The organism is Pseudomonas sp. p106 (genome assembly GCF_003936645.1).
Taxonomy (GTDB): domain Bacteria; phylum Pseudomonadota; class Gammaproteobacteria; order Pseudomonadales; family Pseudomonadaceae; genus Aquipseudomonas; species Aquipseudomonas putida_E.
This window is the reverse complement of record NZ_RHQR01000001.1, coordinates 22,637-36,492: the sequence shown is the minus strand read 5'-3', so window position 1 is coordinate 36,492 and position 13,856 is coordinate 22,637. Positions and strand designations below refer to the sequence as shown.

Annotated in this window: 13 protein-coding genes; 4 read left to right on the top strand and 9 right to left on the bottom strand. The window is 61.4% G+C overall.

Annotated elements, in window-relative coordinates; all coding sequences use genetic code 11:
* Positions 1-79 precede the first annotated feature (79 nt).
* The 7 genes from proP to EGJ09_RS00160 form a co-directional block, all read right to left on the bottom strand.
* Positions 80-1,582 (bottom strand): glycine betaine/L-proline transporter ProP, encoded by a 1,503-nt coding sequence (gene proP, locus EGJ09_RS00190; protein WP_046785598.1) that lies wholly within the window; start codon positions 1,580-1,582, stop codon positions 80-82.
* Between the two features lie 91 nt (positions 1,583-1,673).
* Positions 1,674-2,648, bottom strand: coding sequence for a porphobilinogen synthase (hemB, locus tag EGJ09_RS00185; protein WP_046785599.1), 975 nt, complete (start codon positions 2,646-2,648; stop codon positions 1,674-1,676).
* A 126-nt stretch (positions 2,649-2,774) separates the two neighbouring features.
* Entirely contained in the window at positions 2,775-3,152 is a 378-nt protein-coding gene (locus EGJ09_RS00180) for a response regulator (RefSeq protein WP_012313999.1), read from the bottom strand.
* 47 nt (positions 3,153-3,199) lie between these two features.
* Positions 3,200-4,426 (bottom strand): hybrid sensor histidine kinase/response regulator, encoded by a 1,227-nt coding sequence (locus tag EGJ09_RS00175; RefSeq protein WP_115275169.1) that lies wholly within the window; start codon positions 4,424-4,426, stop codon positions 3,200-3,202.
* Entirely contained in the window at positions 4,420-4,995 is a 576-nt protein-coding gene (locus EGJ09_RS00170) for a chemotaxis protein CheB (RefSeq protein WP_115275170.1), read from the bottom strand. Before EGJ09_RS00170 ends, EGJ09_RS00175 begins: the two co-directional genes overlap by 7 nt.
* Positions 4,992-5,813 (bottom strand): protein-glutamate O-methyltransferase CheR, encoded by an 822-nt coding sequence (locus EGJ09_RS00165; RefSeq protein ID WP_046785602.1) that lies wholly within the window; start codon positions 5,811-5,813, stop codon positions 4,992-4,994. The genes EGJ09_RS00170 and EGJ09_RS00165 overlap by 4 nt, the downstream gene beginning before the upstream one ends.
* Positions 5,810-9,277 carry a response regulator gene (locus EGJ09_RS00160; RefSeq protein ID WP_125922866.1) on the bottom strand — a complete coding sequence of 1,156 codons (3,468 nt, stop codon included), beginning with the start codon at positions 9,275-9,277 and terminating at the stop codon, positions 5,810-5,812. The genes EGJ09_RS00165 and EGJ09_RS00160 overlap by 4 nt, the downstream gene beginning before the upstream one ends.
* A 249-nt stretch (positions 9,278-9,526) precedes the next feature.
* Between EGJ09_RS00160 and EGJ09_RS00155 the strand changes: the two genes are divergently transcribed.
* A complete protein-coding gene (locus EGJ09_RS00155) occupies positions 9,527-9,877 on the top strand; it encodes a response regulator (protein ID WP_125922865.1) in 351 nt (116 codons plus the stop codon).
* Positions 9,878-9,921: 44 nt separating this feature from the next.
* Here EGJ09_RS00155 and cobF read toward each other — a convergent pair whose 3' ends face one another.
* Positions 9,922-10,677 (bottom strand): precorrin-6A synthase (deacetylating), encoded by a 756-nt coding sequence (cobF, locus tag EGJ09_RS00150; RefSeq protein WP_125922864.1) that lies wholly within the window; start codon positions 10,675-10,677, stop codon positions 9,922-9,924.
* 65 nt (positions 10,678-10,742) lie between these two features.
* Complete coding sequence (locus EGJ09_RS00145; RefSeq protein ID WP_125922863.1) at positions 10,743-12,032, bottom strand: OprD family porin; 1,290 nt, start codon at positions 12,030-12,032, stop codon at positions 10,743-10,745.
* Positions 12,033-12,386: 354 nt separating this feature from the next.
* Between EGJ09_RS00145 and EGJ09_RS00140 the strand changes: the two genes are divergently transcribed.
* The 3 genes from EGJ09_RS00140 (at position 12,387) to EGJ09_RS00130 (ending at position 13,850) form a co-directional block, all read left to right on the top strand.
* On the top strand, positions 12,387-12,746 hold the full coding sequence (locus tag EGJ09_RS00140; RefSeq protein WP_046785606.1) for a histone-like nucleoid-structuring protein, MvaT/MvaU family: 360 nt from the start codon (positions 12,387-12,389) through the stop codon (positions 12,744-12,746).
* Positions 12,747-12,970: 224 nt separating this feature from the next.
* On the top strand, positions 12,971-13,498 hold the full coding sequence (gene gloA, locus EGJ09_RS00135) for a lactoylglutathione lyase (RefSeq protein ID WP_125922862.1): 528 nt from the start codon (positions 12,971-12,973) through the stop codon (positions 13,496-13,498).
* A gap of 109 nt (positions 13,499-13,607) precedes the next feature.
* Positions 13,608-13,850 carry a hypothetical protein gene (locus EGJ09_RS00130; RefSeq protein WP_039601125.1) on the top strand — a complete coding sequence of 81 codons (243 nt, stop codon included), beginning with the start codon at positions 13,608-13,610 and terminating at the stop codon, positions 13,848-13,850.
* The last annotated feature ends 6 nt before the right edge of the window (positions 13,851-13,856 follow it).

Genomic DNA, 13,856 nt, shown 5'->3' with positions numbered 1-13,856 from the left:
AGGCACTGCATGATTGGCATGACCAGCCGCCTCGGGCGGATGACATTCAGTTTATCGACTGGGTGAACAGGCCCTTCCCTTACTCGATGCGCGGGTGTTGCTGCACCAGCGACTTGCGCTTGGCCTCAAGCTCGGCAATCTGTTCGTCGATGTCTTCGATCTTCTGCTCGATGTTGTCGTGGTGCTCCTGCAGCAGCTCACGCGCTTCATCGATATCCGATGCCGCCGGGGCGGCGCCACGCAGTGGCTTGTTGGCGGTTTCTTTCATGGTCAGGCCGGTAATCAGGCCGATGGCGGCAACCACCATCAGGTAGTAGGCCGGCATGTACAGGTCGCCGGTGCTCTCTACCAGCCAGGCAGCCAGGGTTGGGGTCAGGCCGGCGATCAGCACCGAAATGTTGAAGGCGCTGGCCAGGGCGCTGTAACGAATGTGGGTGGGGAACATCGCTGGGAGGGTCGAAGCCATCACGCCGATGAAGAAGTTGAGCAACACGGCGATGATCAGCAAGCCGGCGAAGATCACCCCGAGCACACCGCTGTTGATCAGCATGAAGGCCGGGATGGCCAGGGCGAACAGACCGACACTGCCGACAATGATGAACGGGCGGCGGCCCCACTTGTCGCTGAGCAGGCCGATGATCGGCTGCACGAACAGCATACCGACCATGATCGCGATGATGATCAGCACACCGTGGTCTTCGCTGTAGTGCAGGTTGTGCGACAGGTAGCTGGGCATGTAGGTGAGCAGCATGTAGTACGTGACGTTGGTGGCGATCACCACGCCAATGCACGTCACCAGGCTGCGCCAATGTTTAGTGGCGACTTCCTTGAACGACACCTTGGGCCCCGATGCCAGGCCTTCGCGGTCGCCCTGTTCAAGTTTTTCGACATGCTGCTGGAACGCCGGGGTCTCTTCCAGCGCATGGCGCAGGTAGAGGCCGATGATGCCCAGCGGCAAGGCCAGGAAGAACGGCAGACGCCAGCCCCATTCAAGGAATTTTTCCTCGCCCAGGAAGGTGGAAATCAGCACCACCACGCCCGCGCCAAGGACGAAGCCGGCGATCGAGCCAAAGTCCAGCCAGCTGCCGAGGAAGCCGCGCTTGCGGTCGGGTGCGTATTCGGCGACGAAGATCGAGGCGCCGGTGTATTCACCACCCACCGAGAAGCCCTGGGCCATTTTCGCCAGCAGCAGCAGGATCGGCGCCCAGATGCCGATAGAGGCGTAGGACGGTATCAAGCCGATGGCGAAGGTACTGAGCGACATGATCACAATGGTCGCGGCGAGGATTTTCTGTCGGCCGAACTTGTCGCCCAGGGCACCGAAGAACAGCCCGCCCAGCGGGCGAATCAGGAACGGAACCGAAAAGGTGGCCAAGGCCGCGATCATCTGTACGCTGGGATCGGCGTTGGGGAAAAACACCTTGCCCAGGGCGTAAGCGACAAAGCCGTAAACGCCGAAGTCGAACCACTCCATGGCGTTGCCCAGTGCAGCGGCAGTGATCGCCTTGCGCATCTTGGCGTCGTCGACGATGGTGATGTCTTTCAAGCCGATCGGCTTGACGGTTTTCTTGCGTGATTTCATCCCTGTGTCCCTGTCACTGAGGCTCTTTGGCATCAGATACACAGGGACACAAAATAATTCCACACTCAGCGATTTCTCGCGTGTATTGGCCTCAGATGCCTTCGCGGGCCAGGTCCATGGCGAAGTAGGTCAGGATCAGGTCGGCACCGGCACGCTTGATCGCGCCGATGCTCTCGCGCACCACTCGCCCTTCGTCGATGGCGCCGGCCAGGCCGCCGAACTTGATCATCGCGTACTCACCGCTGACCTGGTAAGCCGCCAGCGGCAAACGCGACGCAGCGCGAATGTCGGCGATTACGTCCAGGTAGGCACCCGCCGGTTTGACCATCAGCACATCGGCGCCTTCCTGCTCATCGAGCAGCGACTCGCGCACCGCTTCGCGGCGGTTCATCGGGTTCATCTGGTAGCTCTTGCGGTCGCCCTTGAGCGTGGTGCCACCGGCTTCACGGAACGGGCCATAGAGCGACGAGGCGAACTTGGTGGAGTAGGCCATGATCGCGGTGTCGTGAAAGCCCGCGGCATCCAGTGCACCACGGATGGCCTGAACCTGACCGTCCATCGCCGCCGACGGTGCGATGAAATCGGCACCGGCCGCGGCAGCGACCACCGCCTGCCTGCCCAGGTTGGCCAGGGTGGCGTCGTTGTCCACACCATGGTCGTGCAGCACGCCGCAATGGCCGTGGCTGGTGTACTCACAGAAACAGGTGTCGGACATCACCACCATTTCCGGCACGCTGTCCTTGCAGATGCGTGCCATGCGCGCCACCAGGCCGTTCTCGTTCCAGGTATCGCTACCGGTGGCATCGAGGTTGTGCGAAACGCCGAAGGTCATCACCGACTTGATGCCGGCGCGGGCGTAGCGTTCGATTTCCTGGGCCAGCAGTTTTTCGGGAATGCGGTTGACCCCCGGCATGCTGCTGATCGGCACGAAGTCGTCGATGCCTTCCTCGACGAAGATCGGCAGGATCAGGTCTTCGAGGCGGAATTCCGTCTCCTGGAAAATCGTGCGCAGCGACTCGTTCTGGCGCAGGCGGCGGGGGCGAACGGAAGGAAAAAGATTGGACATGACAGCTCCAGGGAATATGGACGGCGTACACCATATGCCTGTTGAGCTTCAGTGAAAAGGCTCAATGACGAGATTGTGCCTTGCATCAGGGGCAATAGCCGGGGCGGTCAGCCCCGGTACACGGCCTCAGCGCAACAGGTCCTGGATCTGCTTGTGCAAGGTATCCAGGTCAAACGGTTTGGCCAGGATCGGCGCCTTGCGTGCGATGGGGCTGCCCGACTCAAGAATCTCCGCCGGGTAGCCGCTGATGAAGATCACCTTCAGGTCCGGTCGCAGTTTCACCGCAGGCTCGGCGATCTCGACGCCGGAAATGCCGCCGGGCAAGCGGAAGTCGGTGACCATCAGGTCCAGGTGCGGCTTGCTCGCCAGGATGGCGAACGCCTGTTCACCGTCCTCGGCCACCAGTACGTGATAGCCCTCGCCTGCCAGGTAGTCACGCAGGATCATCCGGATTGCCGGTTCATCCTCGACCACCAAAACCACATCTTGTGCATCTTCACTCATGACAACAACGCCTTGAAATTCATACAGTTGGCCATCGGACCCCAGGCTCAGGCAGAGGTTGCCCGCACCTGGTCGTTTTGTTCTGTCAGCCGCGTCAGCGGCAATTGCAGGCAGAAGGTGGCGCCCTTGCCTTCCTCGCTCTGCACCTGGATCTGCCCACCATGGGCCTGGACGATCTGCTCCGAGATATACAGCCCCAACCCCAGCCCGGCGCTGGCCTGCTGGGTGGCCACGCGCTCGAACTGCTGGAAGATCCGTTGCTGATTCACGCCACTGATGCCGATGCCGTGATCCTGCACTTGCACGCAGGCCATGCCCGCCTGCTCGAATACCCGAACCTCGACCGGCTGGCGTTCGCCATAACGCAAGGCATTGGACAACAGGTTGGCCAGTACTTGTTCAATCCGGAATTCGTCCCACTCCCCCTGCAGGCCATCGCAGCGCTGCAGATCGATATGCGTGCCCAGCGCGGTGGCCTGGGCGGTGAAGTTTTCTACCAGGCCACGCACCAGCTGGCCGAGGTCGAACAGCTTTGGCCGCAGCGACAGCTTGCCGGTGCGGATGCGCGACACATCGAGCATGTCTTCGATCAGACGGATCAGGCTATTGATCTGCCGTTCGTCGCGCTCGACCATGGCCTGCAGCTTGTCGGCGCTGAACGCCTCCAGGCTGCCGCGGGCCAAGTGCATCTTGCGCAGCTGGGTCTCGAGGATAAGGCCATTGAGCGGCGTGCGCACCTCGTGCGCTACGATCGACATGAAGTCGTCGCGCATGCGTACCGCATGCTCCAGCTCACTGCGCGCCACCTGCAACTGCGTCAGCAGCAGCTCCTGCTCCTGGCGGCTGCGCTCAAGGGCCTGCAACTGCCTGTCGAGCACTTTGCGCTGGCGGTAAAGGTCGACAAACACCGTCACCTTGTTTTTCACCGCCAGGGTATCTAGCGGCTTGTACAGGAAGTCCACCGCGCCGCTTTCGTAGCCCTTGAAGGCGTAGTTCATCTCGCGCCCGGCAGCGGTAACGAAGACGATCGGGATATTGCGGGTCTTTTCCGTGCCGCGCATCAGTTCGGCCAGTTCAAAGCCGTTCATGCCCGGCATCTGCACGTCGAGAATGGCCAGGGCAAACTCGTGCTCCAGCAGCAACGACAAGGCGGCTTCCGCAGACTGGGCCTGGTGCACCTCACGGTCTTGGCCCTGAATCAGGGCGTCGAGGGCCAGGAGGTTTTCCGGCAGATCGTCGACGATCAGCAGTTTGGCGGTGATGTGGCTTAGCATGCGCTGGATTCCAGGTTGGCGAGCAATTGCCCGATGCCGCTCAAAGAAAGAATAAGGTCGGGCTGGTGGAGCGCCAATGCGGCCTCCGGCATCAGCGCCACCTGGGCGTCGCGGGGGTCCTGGACCACGGTCCGGCCGCCGCTGTTCTTGATGTAGGCAAGGCCTTTGGCACCGTCCTCGTTGGCGCCTGTGAGCAATACGCCCAGCAGGCCCGCGCCATAGGCATCGGCAGCCGAGATGAACAGGAAGTCAATGGCCGGGCGCGAGAAATGCACCGGCTCCTCCTGGCTCAGCGACAGGCTCAAATCCTGCTCGACCGACAGGTGATAACCAGGCGTCGCCACGTAGATCTGGCCGGGGGCGATGGCCTCTTTGTCCCGAGCCTCACGTACCGGCCTGTGCAGACGCCGCTGCAGCACTTCGGCCAGATGGCTGTGACGGTCATCGGGCAGGTGCAGCACGCACAGCACAGGCGTCACGAATGCCGGCGGCAGGCCACCGAGCACCTGAAACAGCGCCTGCACGCCGCCCGCCGAGGCACCGATCACCACCGCGCTCACGCCCTTCATGATTTCCGGAAGATCCGTTCAGGCTTGACCAGCGGCTCGAAGCGGTCGCTGTAAGCGGAGAAATCCACCGATTCCTTGCTGCCCAGCACCAGAAAGCCACGGTGACACAAGGACTCATGGAACAGCCCCAGGGCGCGGTCCTGCAGGTCCTTGTTGAAGTAGATCAGCACATTGCGGCAGGACACCAGCTGGGTTTCGGAAAACACGCTGTCGGTGGCCAGGCTGTGGTCGGCGAAGGTCACGTTGTCGCGCAGGCTGCTGTCCATGATGGCGTTACCGTAGGCGCTGGTGTAGTACTCGGCAAAATCGCGACGCCCGCCGGCCAGGCGGTAGTTTTCTTCGTACTCGCGCATGCTCTGCATCGAGTAGATGCCCTGCTTGGCCCTGTCCAGGGAACGCGGGTTGATATCGGTGGCATACAGGATGGTGCGCTCGAGCAGCCCCTCCTCGCGCAGCAGGATGGCCATCGAGTACACCTCCTCGCCGGTGCTGCAGCCGGCGATCCAGATCTTGATCGACGGCCAGGTGCGCAACAGCGGCACCACTTCGTTGCGCAGGGCAAGGAAGTGGCTCGGGTCGCGGAACATCTCGCTGACCGGGATCGTCAGGAACTGCAGCAACTGCATGAACATGCCCGGGTCGTGCAGCACCCGCTCCTGCAGGGCCGACACCGTCAGGCAATCGAACTGGCGCAGGGCATGGAGGATCCGGCGCTTGATCGAAGCGCCGGAGTAGTTGCGAAAATCGTAGCTGTACTTGAGGTAGATCGCCTCGATCAGCAGCCTGATCTCGATGTCGGTGTTGCGCTCGCTAATCAAATTCGCTCCAGTTGCGGCAGCCACACACGGATCAACGAGAACAGGCGGTCCAGGTCGATCGGTTTGGCCAGGTAATCATTGGCGCCAGCCTGCAGGCAGCGCTGCTGGTCATCCTTCATCGCCTTGGCGGTTACGGCGATGATCGGCAACTTGCGCCAGCGCGGCTGCTGGCGGATCAGGCGGGTAGCCTCGAAGCCGTCCATTTCCGGCATCATCACATCCATCAGCACCAGGTCGATATCGTCATGCTGCTCCAGGCGTTCGATGGCCTCACGCCCGTTGCGGCCGATCTCGACGATGGCGCCCTTGTGCTCCAGGGCACTGGTGAGGGCGAAGATGTTACGCACATCGTCGTCCACCAGCAGCACCTTGCGCCCTTCGAACACCTTGTCACGGCTGCGCGCGGTCTTGAGCATGCGCTGGCGTTCATGGGACAGCTGCGATTCGACTTTGTGCAGGAACAACGTCACTTCGTCGAGCAAACGCTCTGGCGAGCGGGCCCCCTTGATGATGATCGAGCGTGAATACTTGAGCAGCTCGGCTTCTTCTTCGCGGGTGAGGTTGCGCCCGGTATAGACGATCACCGGTGGGAAGGAGCGGATATCTTCTGCAGTCATGCGCTTGAGCAGCTCATTACCGAGCATGTCGGGCAGCTTGAGGTCGATGATCATACAGTCGTAGATGTTCTCGCGCAGCAACGCCAGGGCGTCCTGGGCCAGGGCCACGGCGGTGATCTCGATATCGTCGTCGCCGATCAGGCGGGCGATGCTCTCACGCTGCAGGTCGTCATCCTCCACCAGCAGGATGTGCTTGAGCTTCTGCGTGAGCTTGGCTTCCAGGCGAGCGAACACTTCCTTGAGCTCTTCGCGGCTGGTCGGTTTGACCGCGTAACCCACCGCCCCCATGTGCATGGCCGCCTCGACGCGGTCTTCCACCGATATGATGTGCACCGGGATATGCCGGGTGGCAGCCAGCTCCTTCAGGCGCTGCAACACGGTGAGGCCGGAGTGGTCGGGTAGGCGCATGTCCAGCAGGATCGCATCGGGAATGTACTGGGCTGCCAGCGCGAAGCCCTCGTCGGCGGCCTGGGCCACCAGGCAGCTGTAGCCCAGTTCGTGAGCCAGGTCGAAGAGGATACGGGCGAAGTTCGGCTCGTCCTCGATCACCAGGATGCAGCGGTTGCCGAACGGGGCGTGCTCGCGGTCATCGGTGAAGGTCGGTGCCGGCAGTTTCGGCGCCACTGCCGTAGCCACCTTGGGCTCTGGCGGCAGCGTGTCGACCGCCGGACGCAGGCTGTGGGCCTCGACTTCCTCGGCCTCGGCTTCGTAACGTTCCGGCATGGTCAGGCTGAACACACTGCCCTGGCCTGGGTTGCTGTCGACGCTGATCTGCCCACCCAGCAAATGCGCCAGGTCGCGGGAAATCGACAGGCCCAGCCCGGTGCCGCCGTATCGGCGGTTGCTGCTGCCATCGACTTGGTGGAAGGCGCCGAAGATCGCCTGCTGCTGGTCGGCGGCGATACCGATGCCGGAATCGCGCACGGCGAAGACAATGCCGGTGCCTGCCTGGTGGCTGATGGTCAGGCTGACCTGGCCGTGGTCGGTGAACTTGATCGCATTGGACAGCAGGTTCTTGAGTATCTGCTCCAGGCGCTGGCGGTCGGTGAACAGTGTCACCGGTACATGCGGTTCGACCTTGACCTCGAACGCCAGGCCCTTGTGCTCGGCCAGCGGCAGGAACATGCCGCGCAGGCCTTCGACCAGGCGCTCCAGCTGAGTGGTCTCGGGGCGCACTTCAAGCTTGCCGGCCTCGACTTTGGCGATGTCGAGAATGTCGTTGATCAGGTTGAGCAGGTCATTGCCGGCCGAATAGATGGACTCGGCGAACTTGACCTGTTCGGCGCTGAGGTTGCCCTCGCCGTTCTCCGCCAGCAGCTTGGCCAGGATCAGCGAGCTGTTGAGCGGCGTGCGCAGCTCGTGGGACATGTTGGCGAGGAACTCGGACTTGTACTTGCTCGAACGCTGCAGCTCATCGGCGCGGGCCTGCAACTCTTGCTGGGCCTGCATCAACTCGTCGTTCTTGCGGTCCAGGGCATCGGTGCGCTCGGACAGTTGCTCGTTGGTCTGCTCAAGCTCGGCCTGCTGGGTCTCCAGGTGGGCCTGGGACTCCTTGAGCACGCGGGACTGCTCTTCAAGCTCCTCGTTGGCAGTCTTGAGTTCTTCCTGCTGCACCTGCAGCTCTTCGTTGAGCTGCTGAGTCTCGGCCAGCACTTCCTGGAGGCGCTGGCGGTAGCGGGCGCTTTCGATGGACATGCCAAGGTTGCCGCCAACCCGCTCCATCAGCTCATCGTCACGCTCCTGCAGCGGGCGCAGGAAGCCCAGCTCGATCACGCCGTTGATCTGGCCATCGTCGATGGCCGGCATCAGCAAGGCACTGCGCGGCAAGCCGCTACCCAGGCCGGAGCTGAGGCGGTAGTAGTCTTCGGGCAGGTCATCCAGGCGCAGCAGGCGGCCTTCGCGCACAGCCTGCGACAGCAGGCCATCGTGGGCGGCCAGCACCTGTTCGCGGCCCTGTTCCTCGGCATCCAGGCCATAGCTGGCGACGCGCACCAGGCGCCCATGGCCGTCGCGCACGTAGACCGCACCGACCACACTGCCCAGGTAGCTGGCGAAGAAGCGCAGGATGTTTTCGCCAAGCATCGGCAGGGTCAGCTGCCCCAGCACCTGTTCGGCCAGCTGGGTTTGACCGTTGCGCAGCCAGGCCTGGTGCTCCAGGCGCTCGGCCGAGCGCTGCTGGGCCTTGAGGTTGTCATCGTAGCTGGTCGACAGCGCCATCAGGTCGCGGCGGCCCAGGTAAGCCAACAAGGCGCTCAGGCCAACGATCAACAGCACGAACGCTGAAATGGCGGTCACTGTAACGTTGCTGACCTTCTCGTTGCGGGCCATGCGCAGCTGCTGTTCAGTGCCGATCAGGTCGTCGAATTCCTTGCGGATCTCGTCGGTGATGCGTTTGCCGCGACCGTTGATGACCGACTGTCGGTAATCCCCGCCATCGCGGCGCTGGTTGATCATCTCGCCGCCAAACTCATTCCAGGCATGCTGCAGGGCGATCAAGCGGTCGATGCGGTCGACCTGCTGAGGGTTGTCCTCGACCATACCGCGCAGGCTGTTGAGGCTACCCTGAATCTTCGGTTTGGCGACCTCGTAAGGGTCCAGGAAGCGCTCGTCACCGGTGATCAGAAACCCGCGCATGCCGGTTTCCATGTCGATCGACAGCTTGACCGCTTCGTTGGCATTGCCGATCACCCGATCGGTGTGCTCCACCCACTGCATGGCCGACAACAGGTAGTTGATCACCGCGACGAAAGCCACGGCACCGAGCAGGCCCACCCCCAGGGGCAAGCCAATGTTGCGGCTCAACAGCTTGCGGAAGCTTTGCTGGTCCATCGAGGCTGCTTGAATCATTTGAAAACGCCCGAGCGAAAAAGTCCATTGAACGGTGTGGCGGATAAAGCCTGTTCTTGTATGCCGCCGCGCTCACCGGTTAACAGCGAGTCTAACCAGCTTTGCTGGCCGCGACAGGGCATTTAGCCAGTATTTGAAGGTTACCTTCAGCAATCGTTCCATCCAATCGCAACGATCGGTATCCTCACGGAACTTCTGACGCTGGCCAGCGCACAGAATAAAGACATTCTTCTGATACAGGATCACAAAATGCACCTCTTGGTAGTCGAAGATGACGACATCGTCCGTATGTTGATGGTCGATGTGCTCGACGAACTGGGCTATGAGACCCTCGAGGCGAACTGCGCCAATGCCGCGCTTAAGATCCTTCAAGACCCAGGCAAGGCGCTGGCCCTGCTGATGACCGATGTAGGCCTGCCGGACATGCGCGGCGAAGAACTGGCGAAACAGGCCCGTGCCATCCGGCCAGCGCTGCCAGTGCTGTTTGCCAGCGGCTACGCCGAAAGCCTCGATGTGCCCGACGGGATGCACATGATTGGCAAGCCGTTCAGCATCGAGCAGTTGCGCGATAAAGTGGTGGGGATTTTGGGTACGCCGTGACATCGGTGGCGCCTCTTCGCGGTTTTACCTGTGAAGAGGCCGGCTCAAGTCCATGACTCGCGCCGCAGCAGGTAGGTATCCATGATCCACCCCTTGCGCGCCCTCGCCTCCTCGCGCACCTGCAGAATCCGCCCCTTCACCGCCTGCAAAGGCCCGGCGATCAGCACTTCGTCCTCCGTTCCCAGGTAAGCCCCCCAATAGATCACCAACCCAGGGTCGTCGATCCGGGCAAATGCGCATTGCCCGTCAAGCATCACCACCACATTGTCGATCTGCCCTTGTTGCGCCAGGCGCCGCCCCGGTAAAACCACCAATGGCTCGCCTATACGGTTCAGCGGCACCTGATGCCGCGCCGCCAGCGCCTGCACACTGCTGATGCCTGGGATGACCTGCAGGCGCAGCGCCACACCACGCTCGCGAACCAACTGCAGAATGCGCAGGGTGCTGTCATACAAGCCAGGCTCGCCCCACAGCAAAAAGGCGCCGATATCCTCACTGCACATTTCATCGGTTATCAGCCGGGCATACAGCGCCGCGCGCTGGCGATGCCAGTCCTGGACCGCAGCCACATAGTCGGCCGCGTCAGCATCGCGTTGCGGGTCCGCCACCTGTACCAGGCGGTAGCCGCCCTGCGGCCTGTAGCGTTCAACAATGGCCTTGCGCAGATTAACCAGCTCGTCTTTGTCCGAACCCTTGTCCAGTACGAAGAAGACGGTGGCGCGACGCAACGCCTCGACAGCCTCGTAGGTCACCTGGCGCGGGTCGCCCGGGCCGATACCAATCAACAACAGGTCTCTCATGGCTTCGCCCTGCACAAAAACCAGCAGCCATTGTCGGCCGACCGCGGGTGTTTGGCAAAGCGCACTCAGAAGAGCGAGAAGTTGTAGCTGACGATGACCCGCGTTTCGTCCATGTCACGCGCCCACTTTTCGTAGTTGCTGCGGTAGGTAGAATTGCGCAGGCGCACGCTGACATCTTTGAAGGTACCGCTCTGTACCTGGTACTTGAGCTCGGTGTCGCGCTCCCACTCCTTGCCTTGGGCGTCACTGCCCGGGACCTTGATGTGGTCGCCATTGATATAGCGGGTGAAGAACGTCAGGCCCGGCACGCCCAGGGCCTTGAAGTCGTAGTCGTAACGCAACTGCCATGAGCGCTCCTGCGCGGCGGCGAAGTCGTTGACCTGCGCATAGTTGACCAGGTACGGGTTGCTGCCATCGAGGTAGGGCATGGCGTTTTCGCCATACATGCGCTGCCAGCCTGCGCTGACCTTGTGGCCGCCCAGGCTGTAGCCGAGCATGGCGCTGAAGGCGCGATGATCGATTTGGCCTGCTCGGGCGCTACCGATGTCATCGCTCTTGATCAGCCGCAGGTCGGCCGACAGGCTGCCGACTGCAAGCGGCTGGCTGGCCACCAGGCCAAGAAAGTGCTGACGGTAGATGTTCTCCAGCCTGGCCACTTGGTATTGAGCACTGAACCGGTCATTGAACCGGTAATCCAGCCCTGCCAGGTCGAAGTGGTCGGCTTGGGTATCGCAGGCATAGCGCTTGTTCTTGCAATGCACGCGAATGTCCTGGCGGTCGGTGGAATCACGGGCGGTGTACTTGTTCAGGCGGGCCAGCGTGAACTTCAGGTCGTGCACTTCTTCTGAAGTGAGCATGGCGCCGTGGAACAGGGTGGGCAACAGGCGACCGTCGTTGTATTTCAACAACGGTACATCCGGCATCATCGAGCCGTATTTGAGCACGGTATTGGACACCTTGGCCTTGGCAGCCAGGCCCATCTTCGCGTATTGGTCGGCAGCGCGCCTGGGGTCATGGCCGGAAGAAGGCAACAAACCGCTGTTACTGTCCGCCGGGCTGGAGTCCAGCTTGATACCGAACATGCCCAATGCATCCACACCAACGCCTATCGGGCCTTGGGTATAACCCGACTGCACATTGAGAATGAAGCCTTGTGCCCACTCTTCGCGCTTGGACGCACCTTGGCTGGAAGTGCTGTGGCCGTCACGAAAGTCCCGGTTGAAATAAACAGTGCGTGCCTCGACCTTGGCACGGCTGTCTTCAAGAAAACCGGCGGCCTGGGCGTGCGTGCCGGCACACATCAGCAACAGGCCGGCAACTCGGCGCCCGGGGGCGAGAGGAAAAGAGGCAAACATGCGAGGGAACATCCAGAGAAAGACAGAAACAATGCACGGCGAACGCACGCGGCGCAGACAAGACGCGGCCGAACAATGCTCGGCCATCATCAGAAATGATCGCGAAAAGGCTCTGGCGCGCACCATTGGACCATGGTCTAGATGCGCCGGGCCGACGGCCTGTACCCACCGGAATTATGCGCCCGGAAAACTTGTAAAGTTCCCGTCTTATTTGGAAAAGTTTGCGGTTTACCCAATTGTCACAAGTGTCTACACTCGTCATCAGCGAACAGTTTAACCCACCCGCGTGGCCGGCGTTATTTCTCTTCAATGTTCGTCACGCCCCGCCACAGATGACGTACAGGAGTGATTACAGTGTCCAGACTTGCAGAGTTTCGTGCTGCCGAAAAAGCGCTCCAGGAACAGATGGCTCAACTGGAGGCGCTGAAAAAGGATACCGGCCTAAAACGTGAAATCGAATTCGAGCAGAAACTAGTCGGCCTGATGAAAAGCTATGACAAAAGTCTGCGCGATATCATCGCCATCCTCGACCCCAAGGCCGTCACCCGGGGCGCAACCAATGCGCCAAAGCAACAACGCCGCCCACGCGTGGTGAAAGTGTATGAAAACCCGCACACCGGCGAGCTGATCGAGACCAAAGGTGGTAACCACCGCGGGCTGAAGGCGTGGAAAGAACAGTACGGGGCCGGCACGGTGGAAAGTTGGCTGCGCTGATGAAACGTCAACGCTTGCTTCACACTTTTTTCACAAGGGCTGGCTCAATATCGAGACAGCTAAAGGACTAGCGACCCCATCACGCGCCCGCACACGCGGGCCTCTAATTCCAGCGCCCTGCACTCGTGCAGGGCGCTTTCATTTGCGCAATCGGTTCACTGCCGTATCATGGCCCTCCTGTCTGTTCCGCTGGCCCCGGTGCCAGCCTCGCCTCTGGAGTACCCATGAGCCTGCACGATCTGCAAAACCTGCCTGGCGTCACCGCGCAGCCCGACGCCGCCACTGCCCAATTCGTCTTCAACCACACCATGCTGCGGGTCAAGGACATCGAGAAGTCGCTGGACTTCTACACCCGTGTGCTGGGCTTTCGCCTGGTCGACAAGCGCGACTTCCCGGAAGCGGAATTCAGCCTGTACTTCCTGGCCCTGGTAGACCCGGCGCAGATTCCAGCCGACGACGCCGAGCGCCATCAGTGGATGAAATCGATCCCCGGCGTGCTTGAGCTGACCCACAACCACGGTACAGAGAACGACCCCGCGTTCGCCTATCACAACGGCAACACCGACCCACGTGGTTTCGGCCACATCTGCATTTCGGTGCCGGACGTGCGTATTGCCTGCGCCCGCTTCGAAGAGCTGAACGTGCCGTTCCAGAAACGCCTGGCAGACGGGCGCATGAACCATCTGGCCTTCGTCAAGGACCCGGACGGTTACTGGGTCGAAGTGATTCAGCCCTCTGAGCTCAAGGGCTGATCCGAAAGTGTGAGCTTCGTCGGCTCGCGCTCGTCAGGCCGGGAACTCCCGGCCCCTCGCTGTGGTATATGGGAGTAACAGCTTCACTAGCCACAGCGAGGTAAGGACGATGCAATCTCTTCACTGTGAATACCGCGACCACACCATCACCGCCAGCGTGATGCCTCACCCAGACTCCCCTCTGCCCTATTCTGCGGGCTGCCTGATCACCGATCCGCAAGGCCATACCAGCAAGCGTTTATCCATGCCGATGAAGTTCTTCTCTGACCTTGAAAACGCTCAGCATGTGTCGCTGGCCCATGGCCGGGCCCTGGTGGACGAGCAGCTGGACAAGGGGCACAAGGCGTTCTGATCTTGG